Below are 19,981 nucleotides of genomic sequence, written 5' to 3'. Positions count from 1 at the left end.
AGTCCGCCAAGTGTTATTGGTCACTCTGAAAAATAAACTTCAAAAAAGCGTCAAAGTACTTTTTTCTGTCACACGTTTTGGAGTATTACGAAGACAGACCGCCGAAACCTGCAACACAGGTGGCGTCTTCCAAGACCCCGCATGTATGCAGAACACTTGAGTCCCCGCAGGTGTATTCGGCAGTCACTTCGAGGCGCAGCACCGTCAAGGTATTGCGTCGACTGGCTCCCACAAAGGTGACCGAGTATGGATGATCACGGACGTAGCTCTTCTTCCAACCAGCCAATCCTTTATGTACTCGATACCAACGTATTGATTCACGATCCAAACGCGCTGCTCAACTTCGAAGAACACCACGTCGCGATCCCGATGACCGTGCTTGAAGAGCTCGACAAGCTCAAGAGCGGGCCTCACAGCGTTGCCGCAGAATGCCGCCAGGCCATCCGGCTGATCGACAAGACACTGGGCGATGCCTCACCCGAGGACGTCGAGCAGGGTGTGCCGATCCAGCGTGGCAAAAGCGGACCCAAGGGTTTGCTGTCAATTCTGATGATCAGGAATGCCGAGCCGAACCTGATTCTGCCCGAGCACCTCAATGACAACAAAATCATCAACCAACTGATCGACCTGCACGCGCGCGACCCGAAGAAGCCCGTGGTGCTGGTCACCAAAGACATCAACATGCGCCTCAAGGCGCGGGCCTGCGGGATCGAGGCCGAGGACTACAGCACCGACCAACTGGTCGACGACGTGTCCTTGCTGCCCAATGGCTACCACAACATGACCGGCTCGTTCTGGGACCGCGTAAGCAAGGTCGAAACCCGTCAGGACCACGGCCGCACCTGGCACCAGGTGCAGTTGATCGACAACCTGCCGGCGGTGCACATCAATGAATTCATCATCGATGAGCAGGGCTTTGTCGGCTGGATCAAGGAGATTGAAGAAGACCGTTTGCTGATCCTCGACCTGCACCAGGAACCGCTGCTGCACCAGGAGGCCTGGGGCCTGAAGCCGCGTGATATCTATCAGAGCCTGGCGTTGTACGCCTTGCTCGATCCGGACATCCACCTGGTCAACCTGTCGGGTGCCGCAGGCTCGGGTAAAACCATCCTGGCGCTGGCCGCTGCGATTGAGCAGACCATGGTCAGCAAGCGCTATCGCCGTATCATCGCCACCCGTAGCGTGCAGGGTCTGGACCAGGAAATCGGCTTCCTGCCCGGTACCGAAGCAGAAAAAATGGAGCCTTGGCTGGGCGCCATCACCGACAACCTCGAAGCCTTGCACATGGATGACGAAAGCACCCATGGCAGCGTCGACTACATCCTCAGCAAAGTGCCATTGCAGTTCAAATCCCTCAACTACATCCGGGGCCGCAGCTTCCAGCAGAGCCTGATCCTGATCGACGAATGCCAGAACCTCACGCCGCACCAGATGAAAACCATCATCACCCGTGCCGGCGCCGGTTCCAAAGTGGTGTGCCTGGGCAACCTGGCGCAGATCGATACCCCTTACCTGTCCGCGACCAGCTCCGGGCTGACCTACCTCACTGAACGCTTCAAGGACTTCCCGAACGGGGTGCACATCACCCTGCAAGGGGTGCCACGTTCGATCCTGGCCGAATACGCCGAATCGCATCTGTAATCGCTTCATCGAAACCGGGCGGCTCTACAGCCGCCCGTTTTTTATGGGCGTATGAAAAAACTGTGGGAGCGGGCTTGCTCGCGAAAACGGTGGATCAGTCGACATATATGCTGACTGGAGCACCGTTTTCGCGAGCAAGCCTCGCTCCCACATTGGTTTGTGGGCCGATAATCGTGCGTGCGAAAATTTGACCCGCAGGTTTACAATCGATGCTCCTGATCAGGAGTAATCCCGTGCTGACTCATCTCGATTCCCAAGGTCGCGCCAACATGGTCGACGTCACTGAAAAAGCCGTGACATTCCGTGAGGCGACGGCCCAAGCGCTGGTGCGCATGCTGCCCGAGACCCTGCAGATGATCGTCAGCGGCGGTCACCCCAAGGGTGATGTGTTTGCCGTGGCGCGCATTGCCGGTATCCAGGCGGCGAAGAAAACCAGCGATCTGATTCCCCTGTGCCATCCGCTGATGCTGACCGGCGTCAAGGTCGAGCTCAGTGCCGAAGGCGATGACTCGGTGCGTATCGTGGCGCGCTGCAAGCTGTCCGGGCAAACCGGTGTCGAAATGGAAGCCCTCACCGCCGCCAGCGTCGCCGCGCTGACCATCTACGACATGTGCAAGGCCGTGGACCGCGGCATGACCATCGAAAGCGTGCGTCTGCTGGAGAAGGTCGGCGGCAAGAGCGGAGATTTCCAGGCGGAGCAGCCATGAACGTGACCGTGAAGTTTTTCGCCCGTTATCGTGAAGCGCTGGGGCTGGACTCGGTGAAGGTCCAAGGCGATTTCGCCACCGTCGACGACGTCCGCGCACTGTTGGCCCAGCGTGACGGTGCCGAGGTATTGAGCGAGCAAAACCTGATGTGTGCCCGCAACGAAGACCTCTGCCAGCTCGACGAGCCGGTGAGCGATGGCGATGAAGTGGCGTTCTTTCCGACCGTGACCGGAGGCTGAGGCATGGCGATTCGCGTGCAGTCCACCGCGTTCGATCCGGGTGCCGAAGTCAACGCCATGCACGATGCCAATGTTGGCGTCGGGGCTGTGGTGAGTTTTGTCGGCTACGTGCGCGACTTCAATGACGGCCTCGACGTGGCCGGGATGTTCCTCGAGCACTATCCCGGGATGACTGAAAAGGCTCTCGGCAAGATCGCCCTCGAGGCCGAACAGCGCTGGCCGCTGCTCAAGCTGGAAGTGCTGCACCGTATCGGCGCCCTGGAACCGGGCGAACCGATCGTCTTCGTCGGCGCGGCCAGCGCCCATCGTCAGGCGGCATTCGACGCCTGCGCCTTTGTCATGGATTACCTGAAAACCCGCGCACCGTTCTGGAAGAAAGAAAACACCAGCGACGGGCCGCGTTGGGTCGAGGGCCGTGACAGCGATCATGCGGCGGCGGATCGCTGGAAGCAGTAATTTCTGCTGCGTTCTTGAAAAATCAGTCATCGCGGGCAAGCCCGCTCCCACAGGTTATGTGTCGTACACAGAATCGGTATTCACTGAAAATCCCTGTGGGAGCGGGCTTGCCCGCGAAGAGGCCATCTGCTTCACCCATGAACCTCTTGATTCACCACCCGACCATCGGCCGGCACGGGCTGCATTTGCCTCATTGACGGACAATACATAAAAGTCCAATATGGAATTATAAGTACAAAAAAGGTTTCCACCCGTTTCGGCTTTTTCTTCTGTCTTGCCAAACCAACAACAACCCGCGAGAAACGAACATGAAGAAGTTCCCCCTCATCACCGGTCTGGCCCTGAGCCTGTTGGCGTGCAGTTCTGTGTTTGCCGCCGAGAAAACCCTGCGCATCGGCATCGAAGCCGCTTACCCACCGTTCGCCTCGAAAACCGACAAAGGCGAAATCGTCGGTTTCGACTATGACATCGGCAATGCCCTGTGCGCGCAGATGAAGGTCAAGTGTGTGTGGGTCGAAGGCGAGTTCGACGGTCTGATTCCTTCCCTGAAGGTGAAGAAAATCGACATGGCGCTGTCGTCCATGACCATCAACGAAGACCGCAAGAAGTCGGTGGACTTCACCCACAAGTACTATTTCACCTCGTCGCGCCTGGTCATGAAGGACGGCGCGGTGGTGGATGACCAGTACGCCAGCCTCAAGGGCAAGACCGTCGGCGTGCAGCGTGCCACCACTACCGACCGTTACGCCACCGAGGTGTTCGAGCCCAAGGGCATCAACGTCAAGCGCTACAGCAACAACGAAGAAATCTACATGGACCTGGCAGCCGGTCGCCTCGACGCGATTTTTGCCGACACCATTCCGCTCAATGATTTTCTGTCGATGCCGCGTGGCCAGGGTTATGCCTTTGTCGGGCCGGAGCTGAAAGATCCGAAATATGTAGGCGAGGGAGCCGGGATTGCCGTGCGCAAGGGCAACACCGAACTGGTCAGCGAGCTGAACACGGCCATTGATGGCATTCGTGCCAATGGTGAGTACCAGAAGATTTCCGAGAAGTACTTCAAGTCCGACATCTACGGCGACTGATAGTCCGTCTTCGCGGGCAAGCCCGCTCCCACAATGGTTCTGTGTTCGCAGGTCTAATGTGGGAGCGGGCTTGCTCGCGAAGAGGCCAGATCAAGCAATACAAATCTCGGGGCCTTAACCCTTCAATTCCTTCAAATGCTTGTACACCGTCGCCCGGCCCATGTTCAGCACATTGGCCACGTAGTTCGAGGCGCTTTTGCCCTTGAACGCGCCTTCGGCGTGCAACGCCAGCACCAGCTCACGTTTGTGATCGGGTCAGCAGGTTCAGGCTCAACTGGCGCTCTCGCAGCCAGGCGTGGAGGAAGGTGTTGATCCGCTCCTGCCAGTCATCGCGGAACAGGGCATCCGGTTGCGGGATCAGCTTGGTCGGTGACAGGAACAGATCCAGGGCGGCCTTGGCATTCTCGAACAGCGAAATATTCAGGTTGATGCACAGCACGGCCAGCGGATGCCCCTCGCTGTCGCGCAGGACGGTGCTGAGACTGCGAATCTTCTGACCATCCCAATTGAGCTTTTCGTACGGCCCGATGTTTCGTTCACTGACATCGTCGCTGAGCATGTCTTCCAGCGCCGAGTCGTCGCCGATTTCCCGCTTGGACAGGTTGTTGGCGATGTAGTCGACCTTTTGCGTGCGCAGGTCGTGCAGCACCACTTCGGCGTGGGGGAAAAACAACGTGGCAATGGCGTCGGCGATCGCGTGGAAGTTATCCAGGGACGTGTCGTCCAGGGCCGAGTCTTTTTCGGGGGCGTTCATTTGATGGAACTCCAGGCAGCGTCAACGCCCCATCAAAGGGGCGCTGAAAGTGTGCCGTAATCGTGTGGGCACGTCACCTGAGGATCAGGATCAGGATCGGCCGAGGCGGGCGGGGGAGAGCATTTCGGCGTTCAGGCCAAAACGGCCGAGCGACTCGGGCAACGCCGCACCGCGCACCAGTGCCGCGCTGGCCTGGCCCATGGCCGGCGACGTCTGGATGCCATAACCACCTTGTGCCGCGACCCAGAACAGCCCCGGCACCTGTGGATCGAAACCGGACAGCAGGTCGCCGTCGCTGACGAAGCTGCGCAGGCCGGCCCAGGTCCGGGTCGGGCGGCGAATGGTCAGGGTCGTGGCCTCTTCGATCTGGTAGATGCCCATGGCAATGTCCAGCTCCTCGGGCTGCACATCGTGGGGTTCGACCGAATCGGCGTTGGCCGGCGAGCCAAGAAACATCCCGGCGTCGGGTTTCATGTAGAAGGATTCGTCGAGGCTGACCAGCATCGGCCAATGGTGGATGTCCACGCCTTCCGGGCCGGCGAAGATGAACGCGGCACGGCGTTTCGGTTGCAGGCCCAGCGGCTTCGCACCGGCCAGTTCGCCGATCTTGTCGGCCCAGGCGCCAGCGGCGTTGATGATGATCGGGGCGCTGAAGGTCCGGGTGCCGGTCTGGACGTGCCATACACCTTGGCCGTCGCGGCTCAGGCTGATGACTTCGCTGTCGGTATGCACTTCGCCCTGGTTGCGACGGATGCCGCGCAGGTATCCCTGATGCAGGGCATCGGTGTCGATGTCGCTGGCAGTCGGATCGTAGATGGCACCGTGGACCTTTTCCCGGCGCAGGATCGGCACCAACGCGCAAGCCTCGTCGATGCCGAGCAATTGCATCTCCGGTACCGTGGTTTTTGCGCTCTGGTACTGCCGGTTCAATTCGTCCGGGTCACCGGTCAAGTCCACGGTCATTTCGCCGCGCGGGGTCAGCAGCGGGTGTTCGCTGAAACCGCTGGGCGGGTTGTCGAAAAAATCCCGGCTGGCCAGGGTCAACGCCCGCACTTGCGGGGTGCCGTAGGCCGCGCTGTACAGCGCCGCCGACCGGCCGGTGGAGTGATAGGCCGGATGGGATTCGCGTTCGAGCACGATCACGCGGCCGTGCTGCGACAGCCAGAAACCGGTGGAAGCACCGGCAATCCCGCCGCCGATGATGATGAAATCTGCCTGGCTCATGAATGTCTCCTGTGAAGCACAATGCCGAAATTGTAGTGGTCACCTGTGGGAGCGGGTTTGCTCGCGAATAGGGTCTGACATTCAGCCAGGATGGCGTCTGACAAACCGCTTTCGCGAGCAAGCCCGCTCCCACAGGGTCTGAGTTGTCACTGCTGCTGGCGATAAATGGCATTGGCCAGTGCAATGTCTTCCAGGCCCAGGCCGATGGAGCGGAAGAACACGTGACGGTCGTAGTCGGGGCGCTGCACCTTCTCACTGAGCAGGTCCGGCAGGTCGCCGACAATCGCGCTCCTGTCCCAGCCGTGCTGTTCGACGGCGATCAGCATTTCACCGGCAGAGCCCGGGGTGGTCAGACGATAGTCGCAGAACACCTGCATGTCTTTGAGGCTCTGTGGCGGCACTTCGTGGGCACGCGGCGCGTTGGTGCTGATGGAGGTGATCAGCGCCGGTTTGCTCAGGCTTGACGGGTTGATCACCGGACCGGCGGACGAGGTACAGAGCATGATCACGTCGGCGTCCTGAACCGCCGCTTCGCGGCTGTCGACGATGTTCAGGCGTGGCTCGAAGTTTTTCAGCAGGCTCACGGTTTCGGCATCTTCGTTCAGGCTCGGCGAGTACAGGCTGATGCTCTGCCAGTCGCGCAGGCCTTTCACGTAATGCAGGTGCGCCTGGGCCACTTTGCCGCTGCCGATGATGGCCAGGCGATTGGCGGTGAGCGGTGCGAGGGCATCGACCGCCACTGCGGTGGTTGCGGCGGTGCGGGCCGTGGTCAGTTCTCCGGCATCGCACAGCAACAGCGGTTGCCCGGTTTGCATCGACATCAGCAGCGTCCACGCCGTCACCAATGGCCCTTGTTCGCGGACGATGTACGGCGAAGTCTTGATCCCGTACACGCCGTCTTCGGCCAGCACGCCCAGGTAATTGATGAAGTCGCCGGCGCCCTGCGGGAACTCCACCAGTTGCTGCGCCGGTTGCACCGCTTGCCCGGCGGCCAGGTCGCGGAACAGTTTGCGCAGGATCTGCGGCACATCGACTCGCGCCAAATACTCGCGGGCCTGGGCTTGGGTGATCACTTGGGGCGTACTGGACATGGTCGGCTCCGGGATTTTAATTAAACTAATTTGTCCATTATGGACTTTTAGTTCTGTCGGGCAATATCCGGGCGAAAAAAAAGCGCAGTCCGTTTCCGGCTGCGCTTGTTCCTGCAACGTCACTCAATGCGGACGTTTGCGCTCAACCGCCCGCAACAGATGCGTCGGTGGTGTTTCACAGCTGATCTTGCGCCCCAGCTTTTCCTCGATGGACGGTAGCTGGTAGGAGTCGTCTTCACCGGCAAAGCTGATGGATACGCCGTCGGCGCCGGCACGTCCGGTACGGCCGATGCGGTGCACGTAATCGTCCGGCACTTCCGGCAGGGTGAAGTTGATCACGTGGCTGATGCCGTCGATGTGGATGCCGCGACCCGCCACGTCGGTGGCGACCAGCACGCGGATCTTGCCTTCGCGGAAGCCTTCCAGGGTCTTGATGCGCTTGTGCTGCGGCACGTCGCCGGACAGTTGCGCGGCGTTGATGCCATCGCGCACCAGGCGTTCTTCGATGCGCCGCACTTCATCCTTGCGGTTGGCGAAGACGATGACCCGCTCCCAACCATTGTCGTTGACCAGGTTGTAGAGCAGTTTGTATTTGTCGGCAGCGGCCACCGCGTAGATGTGCTGCTCGACGTTTTCGTTGGCCACGTTGGTGACTTCGATTTCGACGATGGCAGGGTCGGTGGTCCATTGCTTGGCCAGGTTCATCACGTCTTCGGTGAAGGTCGCGGAGAACAGCAGCGTCTGACGCTCGGACTTCGGTGGCGTCTGGCGAATGATCTGGCGCACTTGCGGGATGAAGCCCATGTCGAGCATGCGGTCGGCTTCGTCCAGCACCATCACTTCGACCATGTCCAGATGTACGTCACCGCGCTGGTTGAAGTCCAGCAGACGGCCCGGCGTGGCCACGAGGATGTCGCAGTGGCGGGCTTCGAGGTGCTTGAGCTGCTTGTCGAAGTCCATGCCGCCGACGAACGTCATGACGTTGAGACCGGTGTACTTGGTCAGGTCGGCGGCGTCCTTGGCGATCTGCACCACCAGTTCGCGGGTCGGCGCGATGATCAGCGCCCGTGGCTCACCCATGTAGCGCTCTTTCGGCGGCGGCGTTTGCAGCAACTGGGTGATGATCGAGATCAGGAACGCAGCGGTTTTGCCGGTACCGGTCTGGGCGCGGCCAATGGCGTCCTTGCCCGCGAGGGTGAAGCCCAGCACCTGTGCCTGGATCGGCGTGCAATACGGGAAACCCAGGTCCTGGATGGCGTGCATCAGTTCAGGGGCGAGCTTGAAATCGTGGAAGCGGGTTTTACCTTCCTGGGGTTCGACGACGAAGTCTTCGAGTTTCCATGGGATGACCGGCGCCTTGGGCTTGGGTTCGCGGCGCGGTTTGGCGGGTTTCGGCGTGTCGCTGCGCGGCTGCTCCGGGGCTGTGACCGCCGCAGGTTGGGCTGCTTCTAGGGTCTTCGGCTCATGCTTGGGTGCCGTCGTGGTGGCGGCTCGTTCAGACTGATTGCCATCGGTGCGGTGGCCGGGAGCGTGAGACGGAGCGCTGGGGACTGGCGCGAGTTGCTCAGTCTCGCTTTTACCGAACATTTTCTTGAGTGCTTTGAGCACGGTCATCTCATCAATTGGTTAAGGAATGTACGCCGGGCAGTGTAATGCAAGAATCGGGCGCGGCGTAGGGGGATGGATCAAAGGGCGCCCTTTAAACAAAAAGAGCCGCATAAAACGTTTAACGCAAGCGCTCGGCGAGCCAGGTGCCGATGTCGCGAATTTCTTCGGGTAACACTTCGTGGGCCATTGGGTACTCCTGCCATGTCACGGTGACACCATGTTGCTTCAGATACTCGTAAGCGGTACGTCCCATCGAATTTTGCACCACGTCATCGTACTGACCATGCAGCGATAGCACCGGGATGCGTTGCTGGCTCGCGGACAATTCCAGTTCCTCGCTGAAGGTGGGTGCATAAGTAGAGAGGGCAACTACGCCACCCAGTGGTCCCTGCCATTTCAGAAAAGCGGTGTGTAACACCACGGCACCACCCTGGGAAAAACCGGCCAGGAAAATCCGCGAGGCGTCTATTCCGCTGGCTCGCTGCGTTTCAACCAATTCGATGATCCAGTTGGCCGACTCTTCCAGTTGTTCGCGATTGATCGCGCGCGCCGGGCTCATGGCCAATATGTCGTACCAGCTCGGCATTTCGTAACCGCCATTGATGGTCACGGCGCGGCTCGGTGCCTGGGGCAAAACGAAGCGGGTGCTCAGCAGGCTTTCCTGTAGCGCTTCGGCCACCGGCAGGAAGTCATAGCGGTCGGCGCCCAGGCCATGCAGCCAGATGACGCAGGCGTCTGCGGTCTTGACGGGTTCTAGAATCAAGGGGTTGGTCATGGCTGCTCCAATGTTGTGCGTGCGCGCTCATTAAGTGCGTGATCCAAGTGCGCGTCAGGTTGATCCGTTAAGAAAGTGTCGCAAGGGTACAAGTTTTGCTATTGACCTGCAGCTGAACCGCTTCCGCGGGCGGTGTGGTACGGGCTTTGCTATGGGGAAACCGTGCAACTCATCTCGCGCCCGGCGGTAACACTATCAGTGTACTGCCGACTGTGGGATAGCAATGAATCCGGTGATGGATGTTCGCCAAAGGCCGCTACGGGGCTTCGCGAACGTGAAAGGGCTACAGCCCGTTCGGCCGACTGGTGAGAGTGAGTTTTCCATGATGTGGATTTTCTCCTACTAGACTCATAGCTAACGTCTTACGTCGGTTGACCCCAAAACAAGCCAACACGGGTCGACTACGCCTCAAAAGGGTGCGACAGGACTCACGCTCCGACACAACAAGAGCAAAACTGGAGGTTTGAATGAAGATGTTGAAATCCACCCTGGCTATCGTGACTGCAGCCGCAGTACTCGGTGTCAGCGGGTTTGCCCAGGCGGGCGCAACCCTGGATGCAGTGATGAAGAAAGGTTTCGTGCAGTGTGGCGTCAGCGATGGCCTGCCAGGCTTCTCGGTTCCGGATTCCACCGGCAAGATCGTGGGTATCGATGCTGACTACTGCCGTGCAGTAGCGGCTGCTGTCTTCGGCGACGCGACCAAGGTCAAGTTCAGCCAGTTGAACGCCAAGGAGCGCTTCACCGCGCTGCAATCCGGCGAAATCGACATCCTGTCGCGCAACACCACCATGACCAGCTCCCGTGACGCGGGCATGGGCCTGAAGTTTCCAGGCTTCATCACCTACTACGACGGCATCGGCTTCCTGGTAAACAACAAGCTGGGCGTGAAAAGCGCTAAAGAGCTGGACGGTGCAACCATCTGCATCCAGGCCGGTACCACTACCGAGCTGAACGTTTCCGACTACTTCCGCGGCAATGGCCTGAAGTACACCCCAATCACCTTCGACACCTCCGACGAAAGCGCCAAGTCGCTGGAATCCGGTCGTTGCGACGTACTGACCTCCGACAAGTCCCAGCTGTTCGCCCAGCGCAGCAAGCTGGCTTCGCCGAAGGACTACGTGGTTCTGCCGGAAACCATTTCCAAGGAACCTCTGGGCCCGGTCGTGCGTAATGGCGACGACGAGTGGCTGGCCATCGTGCGCTGGACTGGCTATGCGATGCTCAACGCTGAAGAAGCCGGCATCACTTCGAAGAACGTCGAAGCCGAAGCCAAGGGCACCAAGAACCCTGACGTTGCCCGTCTGCTGGGTACCGACGGTGAATACGGCAAAGACCTGAAAGTGAAGAAAGACTGGGTCGTGCAGATCATCAAGCAAGTGGGTAACTACGGCGAAGTGTTCGAGAAAAACCTCGGCAAGAGCACTCCGCTGGAAATCGACCGCGGGCTGAACGCTCTGTGGAACGCTGGCGGCATTCAATACGCACCACCAGTGCGCTGATGGTTCTATCACCCGGTGGGCCAACCACCGGGTGATGTTCTGTTCCATTATTTCCGGGGCACTTCATGCAAAATTCAATCGGCGCACCAAAGCAGAGGCTCAGCCTCAGCGATCCACGAGTGCGTGCGTGGGTATTCCAGATCATCACGATTATCGGGGTGGTCTCGTTAGGCTGGTTTCTGTTCGACAACACGCAAACCAACCTTCAACACCGGGGCATTACTTCCGGTTTCGACTTTCTGGAGCGTAGTGCCGGTTTCGGCATCGCTCAGCACCTGATCGACTACACCGAAGCGGACACTTACGCCCGGGTGTTTGTCATCGGCCTGCTCAACACCTTGCTGGTGACCTTCATCGGCGTGATCCTGGCGACAATCCTCGGCTTCATCGTCGGTGTGGCGCGGCTGTCGAAGAACTGGATCATCGCCAAGCTGGCGACGGTGTACGTGGAAGTCTTCCGCAACATTCCGCCATTGCTGCAGATCCTGTTCTGGTATTTCGCGGTGTTCCTGACCATGCCGGGGCCGCGCAACAGCCATAACTTCGGCGACACCTTCTTCGTCAGCGCCCGCGGCCTGAACATGCCCGCCGCTCTGATGGCGGATGGTTTCTGGCCATTCGTGGTCAGCGTCGTGGTGGCCATCGTCGCCATCGTGCTGATGAGCCGTTGGGCCACCAAGCGCTTCGAAGAGACGGGTGTACCGTTCCACAAGTTCTGGGTCGGCCTGGCGCTGTTCCTGGTGATCCCGGCCTTGTGCGCACTGATCTTCGGCGCCCCCCTGCATTGGGAAATGCCAAAGCTGCAAGGCTTCAACTTCGTCGGCGGCTGGGTGCTGATCCCGGAACTGCTGGCGCTGACGCTGGCCCTCACCGTGTACACCGCGGCGTTCATCGCCGAGATCGTGCGTTCGGGCATCAAGTCGGTCAGCCATGGCCAGACCGAGGCGGCGCATTCCCTCGGCCTGCGCAACGGTCCGACCCTGCGCAAGGTGATCATCCCGCAGGCCCTGCGCGTGATTATTCCACCGCTGACCAGCCAATACCTGAACCTGGCGAAGAACTCTTCGCTGGCGGCCGGTATCGGTTATCCGGAAATGGTCTCGCTGTTCGCCGGGACCGTGCTCAACCAGACCGGTCAGGCGATCGAGGTGATTGCCATCACCATGAGCGTGTACCTGGCGATCAGTATCAGCATTTCCCTGCTGATGAACTGGTACAACAAGCGCATTGCGCTGATCGAGCGGTAAGGAAAAGCGCATGAGTACTCATACTTTCAAACCTGACATGCCTCCACCGAGCAGCAGCATCGGTGTGGTGGCGTGGATGCGCGCGAACATGTTCTCCAGCTGGCTCAACACCCTGCTGACCCTGTTTGCGTTCTACCTCATCTACCTGGTGGTGCCGCCGATCCTGCACTGGGCCATCCTCGACGCCAACTGGGTGGGCACGACCCGCGCCGACTGCACCCAGTCAGGCGCCTGCTGGGTGTTCATCCAGCAGCGTTTCGGCCAGTTCATGTACGGCTATTACCCGCCGGAACTGCGCTGGCGTGTGGACCTGACGGTGTGGTTGGCGATTGTCGGCGTGGCGCCGTTGTTCATCTCGCGCTTTCACCATAAAGCGGTGTACGGGCTGGGCTTCCTGGTGCTGTACCCGATCTTTGCCTACTTCCTGTTGCATGGCGGCATCTTCGGCCTGACCAACGTCGCGACCAGCCAATGGGGCGGCCTGATGCTGACCCTGGTGATCGCCACCGTCGGCATCGCCGGTGCGCTGCCGCTGGGGATTGTCCTGGCCCTGGGGCGTCGTTCGAACCTGCCGGCGATTCGCGTGGTCTGCGTGACCTTCATCGAGTTCTGGCGCGGTGTGCCATTGATCACGGTGCTGTTCATGTCCTCGGTGATGCTGCCGCTGTTCCTGCCCGAAGGCATGAACTTCGACAAACTGCTGCGGGCCCTGATCGGCGTGATCCTGTTCCAGTCGGCCTACGTGGCTGAGGTGGTGCGCGGTGGTCTGCAAGCGATTCCCAAGGGGCAGTACGAAGCGGCTGCCGCGATGGGCCTGGGCTACTGGCGCAGCATGGGCCTGGTGATTCTGCCGCAAGCCCTGAAGCTGGTGATCCCCGGCATCGTCAACACCTTCATCGCGCTGTTCAAGGACACCAGCCTTGTGATCATCATCGGCCTGTTCGACCTGCTCAACAGCGTCAAGCAAGCCGCTGCCGACCCGAAATGGCTGGGCATGGCCACTGAAGGCTATGTGTTCGCCGCCCTGGTGTTCTGGATTTTCTGTTTTGGTATGTCGCGCTATTCCATGCATCTGGAACGCAAGCTCGACACTGGCCACAAGCGCTGAAGCGCCGTACCTAATTTAGGAAGTTCTTTTATGAGCGAAGCAATCAAACAGCCTGTGGGCCCTGAAGGCATTATTCAGATGCAGGGCGTGAACAAGTGGTACGGCCAGTTCCACGTGTTGAAAGACATCAACCTGAACGTCAAGCAGGGTGAGCGTATCGTTCTGTGCGGGCCGTCGGGTTCGGGCAAGTCCACCACCATCCGCTGCCTCAACCGTCTGGAAGAACACCAGCAGGGCCGCATCGTGGTCGATGGCACGGAACTGACCAACGACCTCAAGCAGATCGAAGCGATCCGTCGTGAAGTCGGCATGGTGTTCCAGCACTTCAACCTGTTCCCGCACCTGACCATTTTGCAGAACTGCACCCTGGCGCCGATGTGGGTGCGCAAGATGCCCAAGCGCAAGGCCGAGGAAATTGCCATGCACTACCTGGAACGCGTACGCATTCCGGAGCAGGCGCATAAATACCCGGGGCAACTGTCCGGCGGTCAGCAACAGCGTGTGGCGATTGCCCGCGCGCTGTGCATGAAGCCGAAAATCATGCTGTTCGACGAACCGACCTCGGCACTCGACCCGGAGATGGTGAAGGAAGTTCTCGACACCATGATCGGCCTGGCCGAAGACGGCATGACCATGCTCTGCGTGACCCACGAAATGGGCTTCGCCCGCACCGTGGCCAACCGCGTGATCTTCATGGACAAGGGCGAAATCGTCGAACAGGCTGCGCCGAACGATTTCTTCGACCACCCGCAGAATGAGCGCACCAAGCTGTTCCTGAGCCAGATTCTGCATTGATCGAACCCAGGCACTGAAATAAACCCGGACATGTTCCGGGTTTTTTTTGCCCGCGATTTAATGTCTGAATGCAAAACCTTGTGGGAGCGGGCTTGCTCGCGAAAGCGGAGTGTCAGGCAACATACTAGTTGAATGTTAAGCCGCCTTCGCGAGCAAGCCCGCTCCCACAGGGGGATAGTGCTACCGACTCCGTTGATCACGCGCCATTTCTGAACGGTTGCCCTCTTGGAACAAGCTGACTACCATGTCAGAAAATTCATCCTATGATTGGATGAGAGGGCGAATTCCATGTCAGAAATTTCTCCACTGGTAAAACGATCCCTGGTCGATCAGGCCCTGGACCAGTTGCGCCAGCGCATCAACCAGGGCGTTTGGGTCGTGGGCCAGCGTTTGCCCACCGAGCCTGAGTTGTCCGCCGAACTCGGTATCAGCCGCAACACCGTGCGCGAAGCCATGCGTGTGCTGGCATTTTCCGGGTTGATCGAGATCCGCCAGGGTGACGGCAGTTACCTGCGGGCGGTGGTCGATCCGCTCGATACCTTGAAAGCGCTGTCCCGTTGCTCCCTTGAGCAGGCCCGGGAAACCCGGCACATCCTCGAAGTCGAGGCTATCGGCCTGGCAGCCATGCGCCGCACCGATGAAGACCTGGTGGCATTGCGCGAGGCGCTGGGTGTCAGCGGTAGCCACTACCACGGCGATCTCGATACCTACATCGCCTGCGATCTGGTGTTCCACCGTCGGTTGGTGGACGCCGCGCACAACCCGACCCTCAGCGAGTTGTATCGCTATTTCTCCAGCATCGTCGGCGCGCAGTTGCGCCAGACCCTGAGCATCGTCCCGCGCCGCCAGGAAGTGTTCGACCTGCACATCGAGTTGCTCGATGCCGTCGAACAACGCGACCCGGAACGGGCCAAAGCCCTGTCGAGGCAGTTGATCAATGAACCTTGAAACCGAGAAGTCCATGCACCGCCGTGATTTATCCACAGCCCAAAAACGTTCGGCAGAGCTGGACGAGCTGCTGATCGACGCCGAGGCCGATGACGAACAGGTCCAGCAAGCTCACCCGGTCCTGCGTCGGCCGTGGCTGTTGCTACTGGGCCTGATTCTGGTGGCGCTGAACCTGCGCCCGGCGCTGTCGAGCATGGCGCCGATGCTCAGCGAGGTCTCGAAATCCCTCGGCTTGTCGGCGTCCACGGCGGGATTGCTGACCACGTTGCCGGTGCTTTGCCTTGGCCTGTTTGCGCCGTTGGCGCCGCTGCTGGCGCGCCGCTTCGGTGCCGAGCGGGTCGTGTTGGGCATTCTTCTGACCCTGGCTGGCGGGATCATCCTGCGCAGTTCGTTTGGTGAGATCGGTCTGTTTGCCGGCAGTGTGCTGGCCGGTGCCAGCATCGGCGTGATCGGCGTGTTGCTGCCAGGCATCGTCAAGCGCGATTTCCCGAAACAGGCCGGCACCATGACCGGCGTCTACACCATGGCCCTATGCCTGGGCGCTGCGATGGCGGCGGGTGCGACCGTGCCCCTCAGTGAGCATTTCGACAAGAGCTGGGCGTTGGGCCTTGGTTTTTGGTTTATCCCCGCATTGGCGGCGGCAGTGTTCTGGCTGCCGCAAGTCGGCCAGAAACACGGCGCGCACAACGTCGCCTATCGCGTTCGTGGATTGCTGCGCGACCCGCTGGCCTGGCAGGTGACTTTGTATATGGGCCTGCAATCGTCCCTGGCCTACATCGTGTTCGGCTGGTTGCCATCGATTCTGATCGGGCGCGGCCTGACCCCGACCCAGGCTGGGCTGGTGCTGTCGGGCTCGGTGATCGTGCAACTGGTCAGCTCGCTCGCGGCACCCTGGCTGGCGACCCGTGGCAAGGATCAGCGCCTGGCGATTGTGATCGTGATGGCCCTGACCCTCGGCGGTCTGTTCGGTTGCCTGTACGCCCCGATTGAAGGTCTGTGGGGCTGGGCGATTGTGCTGGGGCTGGGGCAGGGCGCCACGTTCAGCCTGGCATTGACCCTGATCGTGCTGCGCTCGCGGGACTCCCACGTCGCGGCGAACCTGTCGAGCATGGCCCAGGGCTTCGGTTACACCCTGGCGTCCATGGGGCCGTTCGCGGTGGGTATCGTGCATGACTGGACCGGCGGCTGGGGCGCCGTGGGCTGGATCTTTGGCGTCATCGGCCTGGGCGCGATCCTCGCCGGTCTGGGGGCCGGACGTGCGTTGTACGTGCAGGTCGAAAGCGAAAAGGTCTGACCTCCCCCACACACACTATCGGTATTCGTTTTGCGAATGCCGATAGTGTTCGACCCATTTGCAGACTATCGTGCAGGCAATCTTTCGATACCCATTGCACAACAGGGAGTCTGCCCATGAGTGAAGTCCACAGCGCCTTGATCACCCAGTTCTATCAAGCCTTCCAGCGCCTGGATGCCGAAGCCATGGCGGCCTGCTACACCAATGATGTGGTGTTCAGTGACCCGGCGTTCGGCGAGCTTCGTGGTCGCGACGCCGGTGACATGTGGCGCATGCTGACCACTCGGGCCAAGGACTTTTCCCTGACCTTCGATCATGTCCGGGCCGATGATCGTACCGGTAGCGCCCATTGGGTCGCGACCTATCTGTTCAGCCAGACCGGCAACACCGTGGTCAACGATATCCAGGCGCGTTTTGTCTTCCGTGACGGCAAGATTTGCGAGCACCATGACAGTTTCGATCTATGGACCTGGTCACGTCAGGCGTTGGGTTTCAAAGGCCTGCTGCTGGGCTGGACGCCGCTGGTGCGAAACGCCGTCCGTGTGCAGGCATTGAAGGGACTGAAGGCATTCCAGGCCAGTCGCTGATAAGATCGCGGCTTGTTTTCCTTCAAGCCCTGATCGTTACGTGACCACCCTCAGCGAAAGCCCTGTCGACAAAACCTGGTTCGTCTACCTCGTTCGCGCGGCCAACGGTTCGCTCTATTGTGGGATCAGCGATGATCCCATGCGTCGCTTCGCCAAGCATCAAAGCGGCAAGGGCGCACGATTCTTTCTTTCCAGCCCCGCCATGGCCCTGGTCTACACCGAACGCTGTCGTGACAAAAGCGATGCGTTACGTCAGGAGCGGCTGATCAAGAAACTCAAAAAGAGCGCCAAGGAATGCCTGGTGGCGAGCGCAGCGAGCGCCGCCTCTGGCTTATCACTCTGACTGATCAGTTCCCATCAGGCAGATCTGTAGGCTGCCAGGTGATAGCGCGCTAAGCTGAGGGCTCCTGATTTTTGCGGCGGAGCCGAGCATGTCCGAGTTGATTCTGCATCATTACCCGACGTCCCCCTTTGCCGAGAAGGCTCGCCTGCTGCTGGGCTTCAAGGGCTTGTCCTGGCGTTCGGTGAAGATCTCGCCAGTGATGCCCAAACCGGATCTCACGGCGTTGACCGGTGGTTATCGCAAGACCCCGGTGTTGCAGGTCGGTGCGGATATTTACTGCGATACGGCATTGATTGCCCGGCGACTGGAGCAAGAAAAAACCTTGCCGGCGTTTTTCCCGGAAGGTCAGGAAATGATCACCGCGACGTTTGCAGCCTGGGCCGACTCAGTGGTGTTCCAGCATGCGGTCAGCCTGGTGTTCCAGCCGGAATCGATAGCGGTGCGCTTTGGCAATTTGTCGCCGGAAGCGATCAAGGCGTTTATTGCCGACCGCGCCGGGTTCTTCAGTGGCGGTAGTGCGACAAAGCTGTCCGCCGAGCAGGCCAAACATCAATGGCCAACGATCATGTCGCGGCTGGAGCTGCAGTTGCAGCGCGAAGAGGGTGATTTCCTGTTCGGTGAACCGTCGATTGCCGACTTTGCCCTGGCTCATTGTCTCTGGTTCCTCAAGGCCACACCCGTCACGGCGCCACTGGTGGATGCTTACCCGGCAGTCGCCGCGTGGCATGCGCGGGTCTTGGGCTTCGGTCATGGTGCGTCCAGCGAGATGAGTTCCGAGGAGGCTCTGGCAGTGGCGCGCACGTCCACGCCAGCGGCGTTGCCGGATGAGCAGTTCTTCGATCCCAATGGGTTCAAGGCGGGGCAGCAGGTAGTGATCACGGCCACGGACTATGGCGTTGATCCGGTGGCGGGGGAGTTGTTGTTTGCCGGCCGCGAGGAGCTGATCGTGCGGCGCAAGGACGAGCGTGGCGGTGTGGTGCATGTGCACTTCCCGCGGTTTGGTTTCCGGATCGAAGCCATCTGATGCAGATGTACACCTGTGGCGAGGGAGCTTGCTCCCGTCGGGTCGCGAAGCGGCCCCCTGAAGAGGGACTGCTGCGCAGTCCAGCGGGAGCAAGCTCCCTCGCCACAAAGGTTTTGTGAGCCTGATCAGTTAATTCAGCGCAGCCAGAATCGCATCCGGGTCATACCCGCGAATCAGGGTTCCGTTCACATCGATGATCGGAATGCCGCCACCGCCCAGCGCCTGATAGTCCCCGCGCGCGACGGCATCCTTCTCGATATCGAACTCCTTGTACGGAATACCTTTCTGGTCGAGAAAGCGCCGGGTCAGCTTGCAGTAACCACACCATTCGGTGGCGTAGAGCACGACGTTGGCCTGGGCCTGCGTCTGCTCGGACACGACTTGCGAAGGGTTGAACACCCGCTCGATCTTGCCCCAGTTCTGGTAAGCCACGACCACCAGCAGGATCAGCAGGAATTTTTTCAGTACGCCGCCGAGCATCAGTTGCGACGCTTCAACTGATCGGTGAGCGAAGTGGGCAGGCCCTTGATGATCAACGTGCCGGCTTCTTCGTCGTACTCGATCTTCGAGCCCAGCAGGTGGGCTTCGAAACTGATCGACAGGCCTTCGGCGCGGCCAGTGAATCGGCGGAACTGGTTCAGGGTGCGTTTATCGGCCGGGATTTCCGGCGAGAGGCCGTAATCCTTGTTGCGGATGTGATCGTAGAAGGCCTTCGGGCGTTCCTCGTCGATCAGCCCCGACAGTTCTTCCAGGCCCATCGGCTCACCGAGCTTGGCCTGGCTGCTGGCGTAATCCACCAGGGTCTTGGTCTTCTCGCGGGCGTCGTCTTCCGGCAGGTCTTCGCTTTCGACGAAATCGCTGAAGGCCTTGAGCAGGGTGCGGGTTTCACCGGGGCCGTCGACGCCTTCCTGACAGCCAATGAAGTCGCGGAAATACTCCGAAACCTTCTTGCCGTTCTTGCCTTTGATGAACGAAATGTACTGTTTGGACTGTTTATTGTTCTGCCATTCGGAAACGTTGATCCGCGCTGCCAGGTGCAATTGACCCAGGTCCAGGTGACGGGACGGAGTCACGTCCAGTTCATCGGTCACGGCCACGCCTTCACTGTGGTGCAGCAGGGCGATGGCCAGGTAGTCGGTCATGCCTTGTTGATAGTGCGCGAACAGCACGTGGCCGCCGACCGACAGGTTCGATTCCTCCATCAGTTTCTGCAGATGCTCGACCGCCACGCGGCTGAATGCAGTGAAATCCTGGCCGCCCTCGAGGTACTCCTTCAGCCAGCCGCTGAACGGGAACGCGCCGGATTCCGGATGGAACAGGCCCCAGGCTTTACCCTGTTTGGCGTTATAGCTTTCGTTGAGGTCGGCGAGCATGTTCTCGATGGCCGCGGACTCGGCCAGTTCAGAGTCACGGGCGTGGAGAACTGCAGGTGTGCCGTCGGGTTTTTTGTCGATCAGGTGGACGATGCAATGACGGATCGGCATGGGCTTCTCGGCTGAATGAAGAGAGGAGGGCGTGCTCCCCCGAAAAAGCGCTCAGTGTACCGCAACCGCTGG

At 60.0% G+C, this 19,981-nt stretch carries 20 protein-coding genes and 1 pseudogene; 14 read left to right on the top strand and 7 right to left on the bottom strand.

Going from position 1 to position 19,981, the window contains the following annotated elements; genetic code table 11:
* Positions 1–246: 246 nt before the first annotated feature.
* From RS887_RS06275 to RS887_RS06255, 5 genes are all read left to right on the top strand, one after another.
* Positions 247–1,641 carry a PhoH family protein gene (locus RS887_RS06275; RefSeq protein WP_322614769.1) on the top strand — a complete coding sequence of 465 codons (1,395 nt, stop codon included), beginning with the start codon at positions 247–249 and terminating at the stop codon, positions 1,639–1,641.
* 233 nt (positions 1,642–1,874) lie between these two features.
* Positions 1,875–2,348 carry a cyclic pyranopterin monophosphate synthase MoaC gene (gene moaC / locus RS887_RS06270; RefSeq protein ID WP_322614768.1) on the top strand — a complete coding sequence of 158 codons (474 nt, stop codon included), beginning with the start codon at positions 1,875–1,877 and terminating at the stop codon, positions 2,346–2,348.
* Positions 2,345–2,587, top strand: a complete 243-nt coding sequence (moaD, locus tag RS887_RS06265; protein WP_008018597.1) for a molybdopterin converting factor subunit 1 — start codon at positions 2,345–2,347, stop codon at positions 2,585–2,587. Before moaC ends, moaD begins: the two co-directional genes overlap by 4 nt.
* Before the next feature lie 3 nt (positions 2,588–2,590).
* Positions 2,591–3,043 carry a molybdopterin synthase catalytic subunit MoaE gene (gene moaE / locus RS887_RS06260; protein ID WP_150733826.1) on the top strand — a complete coding sequence of 151 codons (453 nt, stop codon included), beginning with the start codon at positions 2,591–2,593 and terminating at the stop codon, positions 3,041–3,043.
* A gap of 308 nt (positions 3,044–3,351) precedes the next feature.
* A complete protein-coding gene (locus tag RS887_RS06255; protein ID WP_322614767.1) occupies positions 3,352–4,128 on the top strand; it encodes an ABC transporter substrate-binding protein in 777 nt (258 codons plus the stop codon).
* Between the two features lie 114 nt (positions 4,129–4,242).
* Here the strand turns inward: RS887_RS06255 and RS887_RS06250 are convergent.
* The 5 genes and pseudogenes from RS887_RS06250 to RS887_RS06230 all read right to left on the bottom strand — a co-directional run bounded on the left by RS887_RS06250 (position 4,243) and on the right by RS887_RS06230 (position 9,580).
* Positions 4,243–4,882, bottom strand: a pseudogene (locus tag RS887_RS06250) (helix-turn-helix transcriptional regulator).
* Between the two features lie 90 nt (positions 4,883–4,972).
* Positions 4,973–6,106, bottom strand: a complete 1,134-nt coding sequence (locus tag RS887_RS06245; protein ID WP_322614766.1) for an FAD-binding oxidoreductase — start codon at positions 6,104–6,106, stop codon at positions 4,973–4,975.
* A gap of 146 nt (positions 6,107–6,252) precedes the next feature.
* Positions 6,253–7,197 (bottom strand): ornithine cyclodeaminase family protein, encoded by a 945-nt coding sequence (locus RS887_RS06240; protein WP_322614765.1) that lies wholly within the window; start codon positions 7,195–7,197, stop codon positions 6,253–6,255.
* A 123-nt stretch (positions 7,198–7,320) separates the two neighbouring features.
* Positions 7,321–8,811, bottom strand: coding sequence for an ATP-dependent RNA helicase RhlB (gene rhlB, locus RS887_RS06235; RefSeq protein ID WP_322614764.1), 1,491 nt, complete (start codon positions 8,809–8,811; stop codon positions 7,321–7,323).
* Between the two features lie 112 nt (positions 8,812–8,923).
* On the bottom strand, positions 8,924–9,580 hold the full coding sequence (locus tag RS887_RS06230; RefSeq protein WP_322614763.1) for an alpha/beta hydrolase: 657 nt from the start codon (positions 9,578–9,580) through the stop codon (positions 8,924–8,926).
* Positions 9,581–10,047: 467 nt separating this feature from the next.
* Between RS887_RS06230 and RS887_RS06225 the strand changes: the two genes are divergently transcribed.
* The 9 genes from RS887_RS06225 (at position 10,048) to RS887_RS06185 (ending at position 18,425) form a co-directional block, all read left to right on the top strand.
* A complete protein-coding gene (locus RS887_RS06225; RefSeq protein WP_008018591.1) occupies positions 10,048–11,079 on the top strand; it encodes an amino acid ABC transporter substrate-binding protein in 1,032 nt (343 codons plus the stop codon).
* Positions 11,080–11,144: 65 nt separating this feature from the next.
* Complete coding sequence (locus tag RS887_RS06220) at positions 11,145–12,326, top strand: amino acid ABC transporter permease (protein WP_322614762.1); 1,182 nt, start codon at positions 11,145–11,147, stop codon at positions 12,324–12,326.
* 10 nt (positions 12,327–12,336) lie between these two features.
* On the top strand, positions 12,337–13,434 hold the full coding sequence (locus RS887_RS06215) for an amino acid ABC transporter permease (RefSeq protein ID WP_322614761.1): 1,098 nt from the start codon (positions 12,337–12,339) through the stop codon (positions 13,432–13,434).
* Between the two features lie 30 nt (positions 13,435–13,464).
* The gene (locus tag RS887_RS06210; protein ID WP_008018587.1) at positions 13,465–14,229 is read left to right on the top strand and encodes an amino acid ABC transporter ATP-binding protein; all 765 of its coding nucleotides are present in this window, start codon (positions 13,465–13,467) and stop codon (positions 14,227–14,229) included.
* Between the two features lie 288 nt (positions 14,230–14,517).
* Complete coding sequence (locus tag RS887_RS06205; protein ID WP_322614760.1) at positions 14,518–15,177, top strand: FadR/GntR family transcriptional regulator; 660 nt, start codon at positions 14,518–14,520, stop codon at positions 15,175–15,177.
* Complete coding sequence (locus tag RS887_RS06200; RefSeq protein WP_322614759.1) at positions 15,167–16,471, top strand: CynX/NimT family MFS transporter; 1,305 nt, start codon at positions 15,167–15,169, stop codon at positions 16,469–16,471. The genes RS887_RS06205 and RS887_RS06200 overlap by 11 nt, the downstream gene beginning before the upstream one ends.
* A gap of 116 nt (positions 16,472–16,587) precedes the next feature.
* Positions 16,588–17,058 carry a nuclear transport factor 2 family protein gene (locus tag RS887_RS06195; RefSeq protein ID WP_322614758.1) on the top strand — a complete coding sequence of 157 codons (471 nt, stop codon included), beginning with the start codon at positions 16,588–16,590 and terminating at the stop codon, positions 17,056–17,058.
* A 40-nt stretch (positions 17,059–17,098) separates the two neighbouring features.
* A complete protein-coding gene (locus RS887_RS06190) occupies positions 17,099–17,401 on the top strand; it encodes a GIY-YIG nuclease family protein (RefSeq protein ID WP_322614757.1) in 303 nt (100 codons plus the stop codon).
* Positions 17,402–17,489: 88 nt separating this feature from the next.
* Complete coding sequence (locus tag RS887_RS06185) at positions 17,490–18,425, top strand: glutathione S-transferase family protein (RefSeq protein ID WP_322614756.1); 936 nt, start codon at positions 17,490–17,492, stop codon at positions 18,423–18,425.
* A gap of 129 nt (positions 18,426–18,554) precedes the next feature.
* Here the strand turns inward: RS887_RS06185 and RS887_RS06180 are convergent, their stop codons facing one another.
* Both RS887_RS06180 and yejK read right to left on the bottom strand, forming a co-directional pair.
* The gene (locus tag RS887_RS06180; RefSeq protein ID WP_322614755.1) at positions 18,555–18,905 is read right to left on the bottom strand and encodes a glutaredoxin family protein; all 351 of its coding nucleotides are present in this window, start codon (positions 18,903–18,905) and stop codon (positions 18,555–18,557) included.
* Positions 18,905–19,909 carry a nucleoid-associated protein YejK gene (yejK, locus tag RS887_RS06175; protein WP_008018580.1) on the bottom strand — a complete coding sequence of 335 codons (1,005 nt, stop codon included), beginning with the start codon at positions 19,907–19,909 and terminating at the stop codon, positions 18,905–18,907. Before yejK ends, RS887_RS06180 begins: the two co-directional genes overlap by 1 nt.
* Between the last annotated feature and the right edge of the window lie 72 nt (positions 19,910–19,981).

The organism is Pseudomonas sp. BIC9C (assembly GCF_034541995.1).
GTDB lineage: Bacteria > Pseudomonadota > Gammaproteobacteria > Pseudomonadales > Pseudomonadaceae > Aquipseudomonas > Aquipseudomonas fluorescens_CC.
The sequence above is the reverse complement of the archived record's forward strand: the minus strand, read 5'-3'. Positions and strand labels throughout refer to the sequence as shown.

What these genes read in the sequence shown, in the direction of transcription:
- RS887_RS06195 (WP_322614758.1), top strand. Translation starts at nt 16,588, where the DNA reads ATGAGTGAAGTCCACAGCGCCTTGATCACCCAGTTCTATCAAGCCTTC.
- RS887_RS06210 (WP_008018587.1), top strand. Translation starts at nt 13,465, where the DNA reads ATGAGCGAAGCAATCAAACAGCCTGTGGGCCCTGAAGGCATTATTCAG.
- moaE (WP_150733826.1), top strand. Translation starts at nt 2,591, where the DNA reads ATGGCGATTCGCGTGCAGTCCACCGCGTTCGATCCGGGTGCCGAAGTC.
- RS887_RS06205 (WP_322614760.1), top strand. Translation starts at nt 14,518, where the DNA reads ATGTCAGAAATTTCTCCACTGGTAAAACGATCCCTGGTCGATCAGGCC.
- RS887_RS06225 (WP_008018591.1), top strand. Translation starts at nt 10,048, where the DNA reads ATGAAGATGTTGAAATCCACCCTGGCTATCGTGACTGCAGCCGCAGTA.
- RS887_RS06220 (WP_322614762.1), top strand. Translation starts at nt 11,145, where the DNA reads ATGCAAAATTCAATCGGCGCACCAAAGCAGAGGCTCAGCCTCAGCGAT.
- moaD (WP_008018597.1), top strand. Translation starts at nt 2,345, where the DNA reads ATGAACGTGACCGTGAAGTTTTTCGCCCGTTATCGTGAAGCGCTGGGG.
- RS887_RS06200 (WP_322614759.1), top strand. Translation starts at nt 15,167, where the DNA reads ATGAACCTTGAAACCGAGAAGTCCATGCACCGCCGTGATTTATCCACA.
- RS887_RS06240 (WP_322614765.1), bottom strand. Translation starts at nt 7,197, where the DNA reads ATGTCCAGTACGCCCCAAGTGATCACCCAAGCCCAGGCCCGCGAGTAT.
- yejK (WP_008018580.1), bottom strand. Translation starts at nt 19,909, where the DNA reads ATGCCGATCCGTCATTGCATCGTCCACCTGATCGACAAAAAACCCGAC.
- RS887_RS06180 (WP_322614755.1), bottom strand. Translation starts at nt 18,905, where the DNA reads ATGCTCGGCGGCGTACTGAAAAAATTCCTGCTGATCCTGCTGGTGGTC.
- RS887_RS06275 (WP_322614769.1), top strand. Translation starts at nt 247, where the DNA reads ATGGATGATCACGGACGTAGCTCTTCTTCCAACCAGCCAATCCTTTAT.
- RS887_RS06185 (WP_322614756.1), top strand. Translation starts at nt 17,490, where the DNA reads ATGTCCGAGTTGATTCTGCATCATTACCCGACGTCCCCCTTTGCCGAG.
- RS887_RS06245 (WP_322614766.1), bottom strand. Translation starts at nt 6,106, where the DNA reads ATGAGCCAGGCAGATTTCATCATCATCGGCGGCGGGATTGCCGGTGCT.
- RS887_RS06230 (WP_322614763.1), bottom strand. Translation starts at nt 9,580, where the DNA reads ATGACCAACCCCTTGATTCTAGAACCCGTCAAGACCGCAGACGCCTGC.
- RS887_RS06255 (WP_322614767.1), top strand. Translation starts at nt 3,352, where the DNA reads ATGAAGAAGTTCCCCCTCATCACCGGTCTGGCCCTGAGCCTGTTGGCG.
- RS887_RS06215 (WP_322614761.1), top strand. Translation starts at nt 12,337, where the DNA reads ATGAGTACTCATACTTTCAAACCTGACATGCCTCCACCGAGCAGCAGC.
- rhlB (WP_322614764.1), bottom strand. Translation starts at nt 8,811, where the DNA reads ATGACCGTGCTCAAAGCACTCAAGAAAATGTTCGGTAAAAGCGAGACT.